This window comes from Novosphingobium sp. FG137 (assembly GCF_057809735.1).
In genome coordinates this window covers 1,078,332-1,092,714 of record NZ_JBMDKN010000001.1, presented here as the reverse complement: position 1 = coordinate 1,092,714, position 14,383 = coordinate 1,078,332, and the positions used below count along the sequence as shown (strand labels likewise).

General features: G+C 67.2%; 10 protein-coding genes and 1 riboswitch. Of the genes, 6 read left to right on the top strand and 4 right to left on the bottom strand.

Features of this window, described 5'->3' with window-relative positions; genetic code table 11:
* Nucleotides 1-119 precede the first annotated feature (119 nt).
* From ACODS2_RS05005 to ACODS2_RS04990, 4 genes are read right to left on the bottom strand one after another with little or no spacing between them, the layout of a single operon-like run.
* Nucleotides 120-860 (bottom strand): ABC transporter ATP-binding protein, encoded by a 741-nt coding sequence (locus ACODS2_RS05005; RefSeq protein ID WP_488997815.1) that lies wholly within the window; start codon nucleotides 858-860, stop codon nucleotides 120-122.
* Nucleotides 857-1,819: a FecCD family ABC transporter permease gene (locus tag ACODS2_RS05000; protein WP_488997814.1), complete on the bottom strand. Its 963-nt coding sequence runs from the start codon at nucleotides 1,817-1,819 to the stop codon at nucleotides 857-859. The genes ACODS2_RS05005 and ACODS2_RS05000 overlap by 4 nt, the downstream gene beginning before the upstream one ends.
* Nucleotides 1,816-2,859, bottom strand: a complete 1,044-nt coding sequence (locus ACODS2_RS04995) for an ABC transporter substrate-binding protein (RefSeq protein ID WP_488997813.1) — start codon at nucleotides 2,857-2,859, stop codon at nucleotides 1,816-1,818. Before ACODS2_RS04995 ends, ACODS2_RS05000 begins: the two co-directional genes overlap by 4 nt.
* Nucleotides 2,860-2,915: 56 nt before the next feature.
* The gene (locus tag ACODS2_RS04990) at nucleotides 2,916-4,772 is read right to left on the bottom strand and encodes a TonB-dependent receptor plug domain-containing protein (protein ID WP_488997812.1); all 1,857 of its coding nucleotides are present in this window, start codon (nucleotides 4,770-4,772) and stop codon (nucleotides 2,916-2,918) included.
* A 107-nt stretch (nucleotides 4,773-4,879) separates the two neighbouring features.
* Nucleotides 4,880-5,083: riboswitch (cobalamin riboswitch) on the bottom strand.
* Between the two features lie 257 nt (nucleotides 5,084-5,340).
* On the opposite strand from ACODS2_RS04990, the gene ACODS2_RS04985 reads away from it, so the two are divergent.
* The 6 genes from ACODS2_RS04985 (at nucleotide 5,341) to lpdA (ending at nucleotide 14,198) form a co-directional block, all read left to right on the top strand.
* Nucleotides 5,341-6,582, top strand: a complete 1,242-nt coding sequence (locus ACODS2_RS04985; RefSeq protein ID WP_488997811.1) for a cell wall hydrolase — start codon at nucleotides 5,341-5,343, stop codon at nucleotides 6,580-6,582.
* A 191-nt stretch (nucleotides 6,583-6,773) separates the two neighbouring features.
* Nucleotides 6,774-7,124, top strand: a complete 351-nt coding sequence (locus ACODS2_RS04980) for a hypothetical protein (protein WP_298172029.1) — start codon at nucleotides 6,774-6,776, stop codon at nucleotides 7,122-7,124.
* Between the two features lie 219 nt (nucleotides 7,125-7,343).
* Nucleotides 7,344-8,306, top strand: a complete 963-nt coding sequence (mdh, locus tag ACODS2_RS04975; RefSeq protein WP_488997810.1) for a malate dehydrogenase — start codon at nucleotides 7,344-7,346, stop codon at nucleotides 8,304-8,306.
* 257 nt (nucleotides 8,307-8,563) lie between these two features.
* A complete protein-coding gene (locus tag ACODS2_RS04970) occupies nucleotides 8,564-11,404 on the top strand; it encodes a 2-oxoglutarate dehydrogenase E1 component (RefSeq protein WP_488997809.1) in 2,841 nt (946 codons plus the stop codon).
* A 31-nt stretch (nucleotides 11,405-11,435) separates the two neighbouring features.
* The gene (odhB, locus tag ACODS2_RS04965; RefSeq protein ID WP_488997808.1) at nucleotides 11,436-12,653 is read left to right on the top strand and encodes a 2-oxoglutarate dehydrogenase complex dihydrolipoyllysine-residue succinyltransferase; all 1,218 of its coding nucleotides are present in this window, start codon (nucleotides 11,436-11,438) and stop codon (nucleotides 12,651-12,653) included.
* 144 nt (nucleotides 12,654-12,797) lie between these two features.
* A complete protein-coding gene (lpdA, locus tag ACODS2_RS04960) occupies nucleotides 12,798-14,198 on the top strand; it encodes a dihydrolipoyl dehydrogenase (protein WP_488997807.1) in 1,401 nt (466 codons plus the stop codon).
* Nucleotides 14,199-14,383: the final 185 nt, after the last annotated feature.

Below are 14,383 nucleotides of genomic sequence, written 5' to 3'. Positions count from 1 at the left end.
TTTGTGCTTCGCAAAAATGGGGAGGATCCAGGGGATCATTGGCCCATTTGTGCTTCGCAAAAATGGGGAGGATCCAGGGGATCATTGGCCCATTTGCACTTCGTGAAAATGGGGAGGATCTAAAGGGACAAAGCGCGGGCGCCTTGGGGGCCGGTCCACTGCGCGCGGACGTTCCAGACGTGTTCGATCACTTCCTCGGAGAGGGCGACCGCTGGCGGCCCATCGGCGGCGAGGCGGCCGTTTTGGAGGACGATGACGCGGTCGGCGTAGTTCATCGCGTGGGCGAGGCTGTGGACGACGAGGACGACCCCTGCCCCGGCATCGGCGAGCCCCCGGAAGTGCGCGAGGAGCGTGGCGGCGTGGGCGAGATCGAGACTGGCGAGGGGTTCGTCGGCGAGGATCCAGCGGGGCTGGCCGGCGAGGACGCGGGCGAGGAGGACGCGGGCTCGTTCGCCGCCGGAGAGGGTGTGGATGCCGCGGGGCGCGAGGTGCGCGGCATCGAGCGCGGTGAGTGCGGCTCGGGCGGCGGCCTCATCCTCGGCGCGCGCGGTGCGGTGCGGCAGGCGGCCGAGGCGGACGAGTGCTTCGACGGTGAGGTTCCACGCGGGCTCGGCATGCTGGGGCAGATAGCCGATCTCCTGCGCGCGGCGGCGCGGCGGGAGGGTGGCGAGCGGGGTTTCGCCGAGGGTGACGGGGCCTGCCTCCAGCCCTGCTAGCGCACGCAGCAGGGTGGTCTTGCCCGCGCCGTTGGGGCCGCAGATGGCGGTGAGTTCGCCGGGGCGAACGGCGGTGGTCAGGCTGGTGAGGCGGCCGGGGATGGTGAGGTTTTCGGCTGTGAGGTTTCGGGGGGCAAGGTTCATGCGAGTTCGCTCCTCAGGCGCAGGAGCAGGTGCAGGAAGAACGGCGCGCCCAGGAGGCTGAGCGCGATGCCGATGCGCAGTTCGCCGCCCGCGAGGGGGAGCAGGCGGCAGAGACAATCGGCGATGAGCAGGAGCAGCGCCCCGCCCAGCGCGCTGGGGAGGAGCAGGCTGGAGGGGCGCTGATCGGTATAGGGGCGCAGGATGTGGGGCACGACGAGGCCGACAAAGCCGATGATCCCGGCGGCGGCGACCCCGGCGCCCACGACGAGGCCGGTGCCGAGAACCACGAGCCAGAGCAGGCGGGTGGGATTCACGCCCAAGGAGCGGGCGGTTTCCTCACCCAGCGTGAGCGCGTCGAGCGCAGGGGCGGCGCGGGAAAGAAGGATCAGGCCGAGCGCGGTGGGCGGCGCGGCGAGCAGGACATCGTGCCACGAGCGGCTTTCAAGGCTGCCCATGAGCCAAGTGACAATCTCGCTGAGCGCAAAGGGATTGGGCGCGAGGCTGATGACGAGGCTGGTGAGCGCGCCCGAGAGACTGGCGAGCATGAGCCCCGCGAGCGCGAACAAGGTGGTGCTGTTCTGCCCGCTGGCATTGCCCGCGATGAGCGCAAGCGCGGCCATGGCGATGGCGGCGCCAAGCAGCGATGCGAGCGGGAGCAGCGTGCCGAGACCAAGCGCGAGGCTGAGCACCGCGCCGAACGCGGCGGTGGGGGCGACGCCGAAGAGGCCGGGATCAGCCAGCGGATTGCGCAAGTAGCCCTGCATCGCGGCCCCTGCCCCGCCCAGCCCCGCACCGATGACCAGCGCCAACGCGGCGCGGGGGGCGCGCAGTTCGGCGAGGATGGTGAAGGCGTTGGCGGTGTGGGGCGCGAAGGGGTTGAGCCAGACTTGCCCGGCGAGGAGGCTGAGGGGGATGGCGAGCGCGAGGGCTGCAAGAAGGAGAGGGACGGGGCGGGTCATCGGAGCGAGCGCTGTGTTTGCCGCGGCCCACCCCCGACCCCTCCCGCAAGCGGGAGGGGGGAAGGAAGGGAGACCTTGGCCGCAAGCGGGAGGGGAGGAGAATGAGAGACCTTGGCCGCAAGCTGGAGGGCGGAAGTACCCCTCCGACCCGCCTTTGGCGGGCCACCTCCCCATTTGTGCTGCGCAAAAATGGGGAGGACCGGAAGTGTGCGGCGCACTTCGGCGAGGCGCTGGGCGGCGGGGATGATGGTGGGGCCGGCGCAATAGAGCAGGCGCGGATCGAGCGCTGCGCGGGTGGTGCCAGTGAGATGGGTCAGTGCGGGATGGCTGAGCGCGCGATCTGACCCGGCGACGAGGATCACGCGCGGGGGATCGGCGAGGACGCGTTCGAGCGGGAGCTGATCGGCTTGGCCCAGCCCGCGCGCGGCGGCGAAATTGGCGAAGCCGGTGCGGCGCAGGAGATCGGCGATCAGGGTGTTGTCGCCCGGGACGATGCCGCCCGGCTCCCACACCAGCGCGGGCAAGGCGCTCGCACGGGTGGGTGCGGCGGCAGCGAGGGCTGCATCGATGCGCGCGATAAGCGCTTCGCCTTGCGCGGGGTTTCCGGCCATCGCGGCGAGCCCGCGGATCTGGGCGCGGCTTTCCTCGACCGTGCTGGCGATGCCGATGGTTTCGAGGCGCAGGCCAAGGCGCTGGTAGGCTGCGGCGGTGGCGGGGGGGACGAAGGTGCTATCGACCACCACATCGGGGCGAAGCGTGAGGACTTCCTCGAGCGTGCCGCGCGTGGTGGGGAACTGCCGGGCCTTGGCCGGGTCCATCGAGGCGGCGCGGGGATCGGCGCTGTAGTGCGAGAGCGCGAGGAGCTGGCCGGGGGCGGTGACTTCGGCGAGGATCGCGTCGGCGCAAGGGTTGAGGCTGACGATCGTGGGGAGATAACGCGTGGTTTCGCGCCGGGTTTCGCTTTTGGGCTGCGGGGTGCAGGCGGTGAGCGCCGCGAGCAGGAGGCAAAGAACCCCTCCGACCCGCCTGCGGCGGGCCACCTCCCCATTTGTGCTGCGCAAAAATGGGGAGGACAAAGTGGAAGGGTTCTGCGGCATCAGTAGCGCACTCTGAGGCCGGCGAAGGCGCCTCGGCCGACGGCGCTGTAGCCGGCGGCGGTGGGGAGGCGGTTGTCGAAGACATTTTCGACGCGGGCGTAGAGCGTCACGCGGTCGTGCAGCGGGAGGCTGGCGCGGAGCGTGGCGACCGGGCCGCCGGGGAGGCGGACGGTGTTCGACGCGTTGTCGAAGCTTTGGCTGATGAGGCGCAGGTCTGCGCCAAGCGCGAAGCCTGCCAGCGGGGTTTCCCAATCGCCGCTGAGCGTGAGCGCGTGGCGCGGGCGGCGGGCGAGATCGTTGCCGAACTGGGCAGTGCCGGGGGTGAGATTGCGGGCCTTGGTGTAAGTGTAGAGGCTGCGCAGGGTGAACTTGGCGGTGGGCCGCAGGGTGAGTTCGGCTTCGGCGCCTTCGGCGCGAGCCTTGCCGACGTTGTCGTAAGTGCCGAAGGGGCGATTGGTGCAGATCGCGGTGGCCTGGCCGAAGCAGGAGACGAAGGCGATCAGGTTGCGGCTATCGCGGCGATAGACCGTGACGGCGGCGGTGACGGGTCCGCTCTTGTATTCGAGGCCCGCGTCGTAGCTGCGGCTGCGTTCGGGGCGGAGCGCGGCGTTGCCGTAGTCCGAGAGGAGTTGGTAGAGCGTGGGGGCCTTGAAGCCCTCGCCGTAGCTGGCGCGCAGGCGCAGGTTTTGCGCGAGGCGGACGGTGCCGTTGGCGCCGAGGGTGGTGGCATTGCCGAAGCGGCTGTGATCATCATAGCGCAGGCCAGCGGCGAGCGAGATGGCATCAGTGTACCAGCCGAGCATCATGTGGCCGCTCGTCTGGCGCGCGGTCTGGCGGGCATCGAAGGTGCCGGAATAGCGCGTCCATTCGCTGTCAGCGCCGAAATCGAGCGCGAAGTTTGCCGGGAGCTTGGCGCGGCCGGTGAGATCGGCGCGGTGGCTGCGGCCACGGTAGCCGTAGCTGGGGGCGGTGCCGAAGGTGGTGTCGTAGTAGTCGCGCTTCGTATCGGAGAGGGCGAAGCCGGTGTTCAGGGTGAGCCAATCGCCCTGGTAGCGCAGGCCGGCGCGGCCGGAGGCCTGGCGGGTGGTCTGGTATTCGGGGGTATCGGCGAAGGTGTAGTTGGGCGCGGGGTAACCGTCGATCTCGGTGCGGGTATCGGCGTAGCGCGCATTGGCGACGAAGGAGAGGCCGGGGGCGAGATCGAGGCGGGCCTTGCCGCCGAAGTGCCATTGGCGCGCGCCGTCTGCTTCGGTGCCGACGGCAGCGGCGGAGACGCCATCGGTGGTGGTGTAGCCGCCGGTGAGCGAGAGGGCATACTTTTCGCGTGCAAGGCCGGCGGCGGCCTCTCCCGCAAAGGAGCCGCGGCTGCCGCCTTCGGCGCTGGCCTCATAGCCGTTCAGCTCGCGCGTCTGGATGGCGATGACGCCGCCGAGCGCGGCGCTGCCCCAGGTGACCGAGTTGGAGCCGCGCAGGACGTCGATGCGTTCGATGCCGCCGGTGGTGAGCGTGCCGAAATCGAAGCCCGCGCCGGGGGCGGCGACGTCTTCGACGCGGACGCCGTCGATGAGGACGAGGACTTGTTCAGAGTCGGAGCCGCGCAGGCGGACCCCGGTGAAAGCGCCGGGGCCGCCGTTGCGGCTGAGCGTTAGGCCGGGGACCTGTTCGAGCGCGCGGGTGATATCGGGGCCTTGCAGGCGGGCGAGATCGGCAGCGGTGAGGACAGTGATGGGCTGGCCGGTCTGGTCGATGCGCTGGGGGCTGCCGGTGGCGACGACGGTGATCTGATCGGCCTGCTGGGCAAGCGCGGGGGTTGCCAGAGCGCATGAGGCTGCGGCGGCAAGATACAGATTTTTCATTCGGTTTTCCTCCCGGCCCATGGACGTTGCCGTCCATGGCGGGAGAGTGCGCGGGGCCATAAGGCGCGCCGTCTCACGCATGCGCCCGGTACACCCCGCCCGGCCGCGGAACGACCACACACCGGCAGGTTTCCTGGCTCGCCCGGGGTCATCGCCCCCTGCCCGCCTTCCCAGCCTTGCGGCCAGTGGCATGATGGACAGGGCGCTATCCGGGCACAGTTGCGGGGGCAGCTTCGGGGGCAAATCGTTGAAGACTTGTCCGAATTCCCTCTTAGCCCGCTTGCGCGGGCACCGGTGGCGTCGAGGGGATGTGTAGCGGGACCTGCACTTTGGGGCAAGGGGTGAAGGAGGAGAGGAAGGTGAAGAAGAACCCCTCCGTCATCGCTCCGCGATGCCACCTCCCCATTTGTGCTTCGCAAAAATGGAGAGGGAAGAGGAACTGCGGTGGAATTGGCGTTAATGCTCTGGCAGGGGCCTGTGCCTTAGCGGGACGGGGTGAAATGGCAGGATGCGCAAGCCCCACAGAGGCTCTAGCGCTGCAATGCCGCCAAACGAGTCCCTCTGTTCCATGCCACTGATCATTGACTACCGGCCGGTGAAGCTGCCGCCAGAGGCACTGGCGCCTCGGCGGGTGGTGACGGCTGAGCGCGAGGTGGTCGAGCGGCCCCGCGTTGAAGTCATCATGCCCTCCCCCGGCCCCTCCCGCACACGGGAGGGGAGATATCGGCGCTGGGGCGGAATCCTTGGCGTTGCGGTGATGGGCTTTGCGCTGTGGCTGGCGGGGCCGGGGTGGATCGCGCCGGGGGTGCCTTCGGCGCAGGCGCGCGATGGGTTGCAGCCGTTCGAGCGGCCGGGGGACAGCTTTCCGGGCTCGGCGTTCTATTATCTGGCGAGCGATGACACCGGCATGCTCGCGCCCGATGCGGCGAAATCTGCGTGGGATGCGCAGCTGGCGCAGATCCATGGCGACGATGCGGCCCCGATCACCGGCGTGGGACCAGCGGCGCGGCCGATCGCGATGCGGGGCACGAGCCTTGATCAATCGCGCGCGCTGCAGTGCCTGACGGCGGCGATCTATTACGAGGCAGCGAGCGAGCCCGATGCCGGGCAGCGCGCGGTGGCGCAAGTCGTGCTCAACCGCGTGGCGCATCCGGCCTGGCCCAAGACGGTGTGCGGCGTGGTCTATCAGGGATCGGAGCGCACAGGCTGCCAGTTCAGCTTTGCCTGCGACGGATCGATGGCGCGGCGGCCAGTGGCCGCGTTCTGGGACCGCGCGCGGCGCGTGGCAGCCGATGCGCTGGCGGGCTCCGTCTATGCGCCGGTGGGGCTGGCGACGCATTACCATACATCGGCGGTGCATCCCTACTGGGCGGACAGCCTGACCTTCGTCGGCACGATCGGCGCGCACCGCTTCTATCGCTGGAGCGGCGCGGCTGGACGACCGATCGCGTTCAATGCGGTCTATTCGGGCGGCGAGCCGGTGGCGGCGCCGCATCCGCGCACCTGGACCCCGGCGGCGGCGGACGTGGCCGATCCGATCCAGCTGGAGAAGGCGTTCGAGGCGGGGCGGATCGAAGCGCTCAAGTCTGCACAGGCGGCACCGGGCGCGGCGGGACGCAATGCGGCCTCGTTCGGCCAGGCCCCGCTGCCGAGCTATGGCGAGCCGCGCGCGGCCACGCCCCAGTTTGCGCCCGCAGTCGAAGCGCGCGGTGGCGATGCGCTGTACCGTGCGGGGCAATTGCCCGGTGGGGCGACGGTCAATCCCGCTTACGAGAATGCCGGCAAGTGGATTGCCCAGCCGGGCGGCTAGGTTCAGTCCGTTTCGGGCCGAATTCGCCGGGCAAGCCCAACTCTGCGCGCTTTAGAGCTATCCTAAACCACTGTTCGGATTATACTTATTCTCCGCTAAGTAGGGTTAGCTATGCCTTTACCCTAAGGGCGAACGCGCTGTTCACCCCCGCCTGCTATATCCGCTCCATCGGCAACCGAGGAGAGCCCCCCATGCTGCATTTTGCCCCTCGCTACGGGATCATCTCGCCCTGCCTGCACTGGGGCACTCTTCGCCCGCGCGCGCTGCGTGTGCCGCGCGCGGTCAATGACAATGGCGCTGCGCTGGCGGCGCGCAAGGCCGGTGCCAACGATTCCGAGGCACACGACGACGCACTGCTCACCGCAGCGCTGCGGCTGTTCGCCGCGCATGGGCTGTCCGCCGCGCAGCGCGCATGCGAGGCGGCGGAAATCGCGGCCGACAGCGGCGACAGCGCCGGTGCCGAGTGGTGGCTCGCAGTTTGCGCAATGCTGGACGGGCCGCTCGCGCGGGCCTGCGCAGCGCGGGCCAGACTGCAAGGCTGAGGCGCAAGCAAGCCCTTTTGCTATTGCGAACTGTTATCACAAAAACCCGCAGAGAGTGGGTTTTTGCGCCTTGCAATCACCATCCTGCAGGCTTAGGTCGCTCCTATCCGCTTGGATTCCTTCCCGTCATGCGGGACGCGGGAGGCCCTTATGGCGGTATCTCTCGGGCGGCCGTGCATGGCCGCAGGTCCCGCGTATCCGGGAAAGGAATGCAAAGGCATGGCTCGCAAGAAAATCGCGCTGATCGGCGCCGGCAACATCGGCGGTACGCTCGCGCACCTCGCGGCGCAGAAGGAACTCGGCGACATCGTACTGTTCGACGTGGTCGAGGGCGTGCCGCAGGGCAAGGCGCTCGATCTTTCGCAGTGCGGCCCGGTCGAAGGGTTTGACGCGAAGATCACCGGCTCCAACGACTATGCCGATATCGCCGGGGCCGATGTGATCATCGTGACCGCAGGCGTTGCGCGCAAGCCGGGCATGAGCCGCGACGACCTGCTGGGCATCAACCTCAAGGTGATGAAGGCCGTGGGCGAAGGCATCAAGGCCAATGCGCCGAACGCCTTCGTGATCTGCATCACCAACCCGCTCGACGCGATGGTCTGGGCGCTGCGCGAGTTTTCGGGCCTGCCGCATCACATGGTGGTGGGCATGGCAGGCGTGCTGGATTCGGCGCGTTTCAGCCACTTCATTGCCGATGAATTCCAGGTTTCGGTCAAGGACGTGAACACGTTCGTGCTGGGCGGCCATGGCGACACCATGGTGCCGGTGACGCGCTATTCGACCGTGAACGGCATCCCCGTGCCCGACCTCGTCAAGATGGGCCTTTCGACGCAGGAGCGCATCGACGCGATCGTGCAGCGCACCCGCAGCGGCGGCGGCGAGATCGTGGCGCTGCTCAAGACCGGTTCGGCGTTCTATGCGCCCGCCACTTCGGGCATCGCGATGGCCGAAGCCTACCTCAACGACCAGAAGCGCATCCTGCCCTGCGCGGCCTATGTCGATGGCCAGTACGGCGTTGACGGGCTTTACGTGGGCGTGCCCGTGATGATCGGTGCCGGCGGCGTGGAAAAGATCATCGAGATCGAACTGGACGAGGCCGACAAGGCCGGCCTGCAGGTTTCGGTCGATGCGGTGAAGGAACTGCTTGTGGCGTGCAAGGGGATCGACCCCTCGCTCGCGTGAGTGGCTGAGGCGGGGCGCGAAGACCTGCCCGCAGCAGGTTCGCGCCCCGTTCAGCTACGAGGTTTTACGTGGCCCCGGGAGTGCGCTCCTTTTGCAGGGACACGGGTAAACCCGCTGGTTGTGCGGGTTTGCATGGTTAGCATTCCGGGCGGCGCACGCGCCCGCGCAGGAAAGTGACTGGCGCGCCTGGCCGCGCCGGATGGTCCGAAGCCCGGGGTACGAAGGTACTGGCCTCCCCGGGGCGAGAGGAGTGAGAAATGGGTTACGAAGAGCGCGCGTTCGAAGTGGATCCCTTGCAGGAGGGTCCGCAGGCAGGGCCTTCGTGGGCATCGAAGCGCTGGCCGGTGAGCGATCCCGGCGCGGGCGACGACCTGACCCGCGCGCTCGATCCGATGGCGCTCAAGCAGGAAATCGCCAAGGCCGCGAAGGCGGCTGGCGCGCCGCTGGACGAAGCCGCGCTGGAAGCGGCGGCGGGCGCCTCGATCCGCGCGATGATGCTGGTGCGCACCTACCGCGTGCGCGGGCATCTGGCGGCGGACCTCGATCCGCTGGGCCTTGCAAGGCAGGAGCTGCCGGCGGACATCACCCCGGAATACCACGGCTTTGTGGGGCCTGACCTCGACAAGAAGGTCTTCGTCGGCGGCGTGCTCGGCATGCAGTGGGCGACCCCGCGCGAAATCGTGAGCGTGCTGCAGCGCAACTATTGCGGCAAGGTCGGCCTGGAATACATGCACATCGCGGACGTGGAGGAGCGCAAGTTCCTGCAGGACCGGATCGAGGGCGGCGACAAGTCCATCGATTTCACCCCCAACGGCAAGAAGGCGATCCTGGCGGCGGTGGTGCGCGGCGAGCAGTACGAGAAGTTCCTCGGCAAGAAGTATGTCGGCACCAAGCGCTTTGGCCTTGATGGCGGCGAATCCATGATTCCGGCGCTGGAGGCTGTCATCAAGTATGGCGGCCAGCTGGGCGTGCGCGAGATCATCTATGGCATGGCCCACCGGGGCCGGCTCAACGTGCTGGCGAACGTGCTGGCCAAGCCCTACCGCGTGATCTTCCACGAGTTTTCCGGCGGCAGCGCGAACCCCGAAGATGTCGGCGGTTCGGGCGACGTGAAGTATCACCTTGGCACCAGCACGGACCGCGAGTTCGACGGGATCAAGGTGCACATGAGCCTGCAGCCGAACCCGAGCCATCTGGAAACGGTGGACCCGGTGGTGCTGGGCAAGGCGCGCGCGCAGCAGGTGTTTCGTGATGACATCGGCAAAGGCAAGCACAAGCAGGTGCTGCCCATCCTGATCCACGGCGACGCGGCCTTTGCAGGCCAGGGCATCGTGTGGGAGTGCTTCGGCTTTTCGGGCGTGAAGGGCTACAACACCGGCGGGTGCATCCACTTCATCATCAACAACCAGATCGGCTTTACTACCAGCCCGCAGTTTTCGCGCGGTTCACCCTACCCGTCCGACGTGGCGAAGGGCGTGCAGGCGCCGATCATCCACGTGAACGGCGATGATCCCGAAGCGGTGACCTTCGCGTGCAAGCTGGCGATCGACTATCGCCAGAAGTTTGGCCGCGACGTGGTGGTCGACATGTGGTGCTATCGCCGCTTTGGCCACAACGAGGGCGATGAGCCCAGCTTCACCCAGCCGCTGATGTATGCGCGGATCAAGCAGCACCCGGCGGTTTCGGAAGTCTATGCGCGCCGCCTGATCGAGCAGGGCGTGATCGACAAGGACTGGAAGGGCGAGACCGAGGACCGCTTTGTCGCGACGCTGGAGGCCGAGTTCGAGGCAGCCAAGGGGTACAAGGCCAACCATGCCGACTGGTTTGGCGGGCGCTGGAGCGGGCTGAACAAGCCGGCGGACCCGGAAACCGCGCGGCGCAACGTGGCGACCGGGATCGACCAGAAGCGGTTTGACGCGCTGGGCCGGACGCTGACCACGGTGCCGGACGACCTGACCATCCACAAGACACTCGGCCGCGTGATCGAGGCCAAGAAGGCGATGTTTGCCGAAGGCGAAGGCTTTGACTGGGCAACCGGCGAGGCGCTCGCGTTTGGCAGCCTGCTGACCGAAGGCTTCAACGTGCGGCTTTCGGGCCAGGATTCGGGGCGCGGCACCTTCAGCCAGCGCCATGCGGTGTGGGTCGATCAGACCAGCGAGCGCAAGTTCGTGCCGCTGACCACCCTGCCCCACGGCAAGTTCGAAGTGCATGACAGCCCACTCTCTGAATACGGCGTGCTGGGCTTCGAATATGGCTATGCGAGCGCGGATCCGAAGACGCTTGTGCTGTGGGAAGCGCAGTTTGGCGACTTTGCCAACGGCGCGCAGATCGTGATCGACCAGTATATCGCGGCCTCCGAAGCCAAGTGGCTGCGGGCCAACGGCCTCGTGATGCTGCTGCCGCATGGCTATGAGGGACAGGGGCCGGAGCATTCCTCCGCGCGGCTGGAGCGCTATCTCCAGCTTTGCGCCGAGGACAATATCCAGGTGTGCAACATCACCAGCCCGGCGAACTACTTCCACGTGCTGCGCCGGCAGATGCAGCGGCCCTTCCGCAAGCCGCTGATCATCATGACGCCCAAGAGCCTGCTGCGCCATCCGCTGGCGAAATCGAAGGCTTCGGACTTCGTTGGCGAGGGGCACTTCATGCGCATCCTTTCCGACCTCAATCCGGCGGCCGATGCGGATACCAAGCGCGTCGTGCTGTGCAGCGGCAAGGTCGCCTACGACCTGATCGAGGCGCGCGATGCGGCGGGGATCACCGACACGCAGATTATCCGGATCGAGCAGCTCTACCCCTTCCCGGGCGAAGCGCTGGCGCTGCGGCTTTCGCGCATGACGCAGCTTGAAGAGGTGGTGTGGTGCCAGGAAGAGCCGCGCAACAATGGCGCGTGGTTCTTTGTCGAGCCGCTGATCGAGGAATCGCTCAAGGCATCGGGCAGCAAGGTGAAGCGCGCGCGCTATGCCGGGCGGTCTGCGGCGGCGTCCCCGGCGACTGGCCTTGCCAAGCGCCACGCAGCCGAACAGGCCGCGCTGGTGAGCAACGCGCTTTCGCTTTCGGTGCGCGGCGAGCTGCGCCGGACCAAGAAGAAGGCCTGATCGGCCGCAATTTTCTCAGGAAGACAATCCCATGTCTATCGAAGTCAAAGTTCCGGTTCTGGGCGAAAGCGTCAGCGAGGCGACGGTTGGCCAGTGGCTGAAGCAGCCCGGCGAGGCGGTGGCGCTCGACGAACCCATCGCGAGCCTTGAGACCGACAAGGTTGCGGTCGAGGTGCCCTCCCCCGTTGCGGGGATCATGGGTGCGCATGTGGCCGCCGAGGGTGATACTGTGGCGGTGGGCGCGGTGCTGGGGATGATCGAGACGAGCGGGGTGGCTGCGGCTGCTCCTGCTTCGGCCCCTGCTCCGGCGGCTGCGGCGGCCCCTGCTCCGGCGGCTGTCGGTGACGATGCGGCGGCGCTTTCGCCTGCCGTGCGCCGCGCGGTGCTGGAGCATGGGATCGACCCGGCCACGGTCAAGGGCACCGGCAAGGACGGGCGCCTGACCAAGGAAGACGTGCTGGCGGCGGCTGTGGCCAAGCAGGCTGCGCCCGCGCCGGTCGTGGCGGCTCCGGCCCCTGCCCCGGCTCCGGTCGTAGCGGTTTCGGGTGGGCGCAACGAGGAGCGGGTCAAGATGACCCGCCTGCGCCAGACCATCGCCAAGCGACTGAAGCAGGCGCAGGAAACTGCGGCGATGCTGACCACGTTCAACGACGTGGACATGAGCGCGGTGATGGAAGCGCGCGCGAAGTACAAGGACGTGTTCGAGAAGAAGCACGGCGTGAAGCTCGGCCTGATGAGCTTCTTCGCCAAGGCATCGGTGCTGGCGCTGAAGGACATTCCTTCGGTCAACGCGCAGATGCAGGGCGATGAGATCGTCTACTTCGATTACGTGGACATTTCGGTCGCGGTTTCCGCGCCCAATGGCCTCGTCGTGCCGGTGGTGCGCGATGTCGACAAGATGAGCTTTGCCGGCATCGAGAAGGCCATCGCCGAGTATGGCAAGAAGGCCCGCGACGGCACGCTGACGATGGCCGACATGGCGGGCGGCACCTTCACGATCTCGAACGGCGGCGTGTTCGGCGGGCTTATGTCCACCCCGATCATCAATCCGCCGCAGTCGGCGGTGCTGGGTCTGCATCGGATCGAGGACCGGCCTGTAGTGCGGGACGGGCAGATCGTGGTGCGGCCGATGATGTATATCGCGCTCTCCTATGATCACCGCATCATCGACGGGCGTGAGGCGGTGACGGCGCTGAAGACGATCAAGGAAGCGATCGAGGATCCGACGCGGCTGCTGATTGATATGTGATCGGGCTGGCGCTGCGCGTGATGCTTCGACAGGCTCAGCATGAGCGGGTGTTGGGCCGAGATTGCGCAGTTTCTGCGATGCGAGAAGAACCAAGGCCGCTCATGCTGAGCTTGTCGAAGCATGGACGCGCAACGGAGGCCGAACATGGCTGAATACGACTACGACGTCCTCATCATCGGTGCCGGTCCCGGCGGATATGTTGCGGCCATTCGCGCGGCGCAGCTGGGGCTGAAGGTGGCTTGTGCCGATGGGCGCGAGACGCTGGGCGGCACGTGCCTCAATGTCGGGTGCATTCCTTCGAAGGCGCTGCTGCACGGTTCGGAGAAGTTTGCCGAGGCCGTCGATGGCACGTTCGCCAAGTACGGCATCAAGACCGGGCCGGTAACGCTCGATCTGGCGGCGATGCAGCAGCAGAAGCTGGATTCGGTGAAGCAGCTGACCGGCGGGATCGAGTTCCTGTTCAAGAAGAACAAGGTGACCTGGCTCAAGGGCTATGCCGCGTTCGAGGATGCGCACACGGTGACGGTTGCGGGCGCGAAGGTGACGGCGCGCGATGTGGTGATCGCGACCGGTTCGAGCGTGACGCCGCTGCCCGGCGTGACAGTTGATAATGACGCGGGTGTCGTGGTGGATTCCACCGGCGCGCTGGCGCTAAGCCAAGTGCCGGAGCATCTGGTGGTGATCGGCGGCGGCGTGATCGGGCTGGAGCTGGGTTCGGTGTGGCGGCGGCTCGGCGCGAAGGTGACGGTGGTGGAATTCCTCGACCAGTTGCTGCCCGGCATGGACGGCGATGTGCGCAAGGAAGCCGCGAAGATCTTCAAGAAGCAGGGCATGGAGCTGAAGCTTTCCACCAAGGTCACGGGCGTTGCCGTGAAGGGCAAGACCGCGACCTTGACGGTGGAGCCTTCGGCGGGCGGCGCGGCGGAAACGCTGACGGCAGACTGCGTGCTCGTTTCGATCGGGCGGCGGCCGAATGTGGAAGGGCTGGGGCTCGAAAAAATCGGCCTTGAGGTCAACAAGCGCGGGCAGATCGAGACGGGGCATGATTTCCGCACATCGGTGCCAGGCGTCTGGGCCATCGGCGACGTGATCCCGGGGCCGATGCTGGCGCACAAGGCGGAAGACGAAGGCGTTGCCGTGGCGGAGTTCATCGCCGGGCAGACGGGCATCGTGAACCACAACGTGATCCCGAGCGTGGTCTATACCTTCCCCGAAATCGCGGGCGTGGGCCTGACCGAGGAAGCCGCGCGCGAGAAGGGCGAGATCAAGGTTTCGAAGTTCCCGATGCTGGCGAACAGCCGCGCCAAGACCAACCATGAGCCGGACGGCTTCGTGAAGGTGATTGCGGACGCGAAGACCGAGCGCGTGCTGGGCGTGTGGTGCATCGCCTCGGTCGCAGGGTCGATGATTGCCGAAGCAGCGCTGGCGCTGGAGTTTGGCGCGACGGCGGAAGACATCGCCTATACCAGCCATGCGCATCCGACCCATGCCGAAGCGCTGAAGGAAGCGGCGATGGGCATTGGCGGGAAGCCGATTCATATTTGATGTTGGCGGCTTTTGCCGCTGGTTGGTTCGCGCAGAGTTCGCAGAGAGCGCAGAGACGTTGCGGCATGTTGCCGACGCTTCTCTGCGGTCTCTGCGGTCTCTGCGCGAAACTATTTCCTACTGAGGGTGCCCCTCCATCACATTCGGTGATCCCCCTCCCCGTGCCGGGGAGGAATTACCCCTCC

Coding starts and splice junctions, on each gene's coding strand:
- lpdA (WP_488997807.1), top strand. CDS start 12,798: ATGGCTGAATACGACTACGACGTCCTCATCATCGGTGCCGGTCCCGGC.
- mdh (WP_488997810.1), top strand. CDS start 7,344: ATGGCTCGCAAGAAAATCGCGCTGATCGGCGCCGGCAACATCGGCGGT.
- ACODS2_RS05005 (WP_488997815.1), bottom strand. CDS start 860: ATGAACCTTGCCCCCCGAAACCTCACAGCCGAAAACCTCACCATCCCC.
- ACODS2_RS04980 (WP_298172029.1), top strand. CDS start 6,774: ATGCTGCATTTTGCCCCTCGCTACGGGATCATCTCGCCCTGCCTGCAC.
- ACODS2_RS04990 (WP_488997812.1), bottom strand. CDS start 4,772: ATGAAAAATCTGTATCTTGCCGCCGCAGCCTCATGCGCTCTGGCAACC.
- odhB (WP_488997808.1), top strand. CDS start 11,436: ATGTCTATCGAAGTCAAAGTTCCGGTTCTGGGCGAAAGCGTCAGCGAG.
- ACODS2_RS04970 (WP_488997809.1), top strand. CDS start 8,564: ATGGGTTACGAAGAGCGCGCGTTCGAAGTGGATCCCTTGCAGGAGGGT.
- ACODS2_RS04985 (WP_488997811.1), top strand. CDS start 5,341: ATGCCACTGATCATTGACTACCGGCCGGTGAAGCTGCCGCCAGAGGCA.
- ACODS2_RS05000 (WP_488997814.1), bottom strand. CDS start 1,819: ATGACCCGCCCCGTCCCTCTCCTTCTTGCAGCCCTCGCGCTCGCCATC.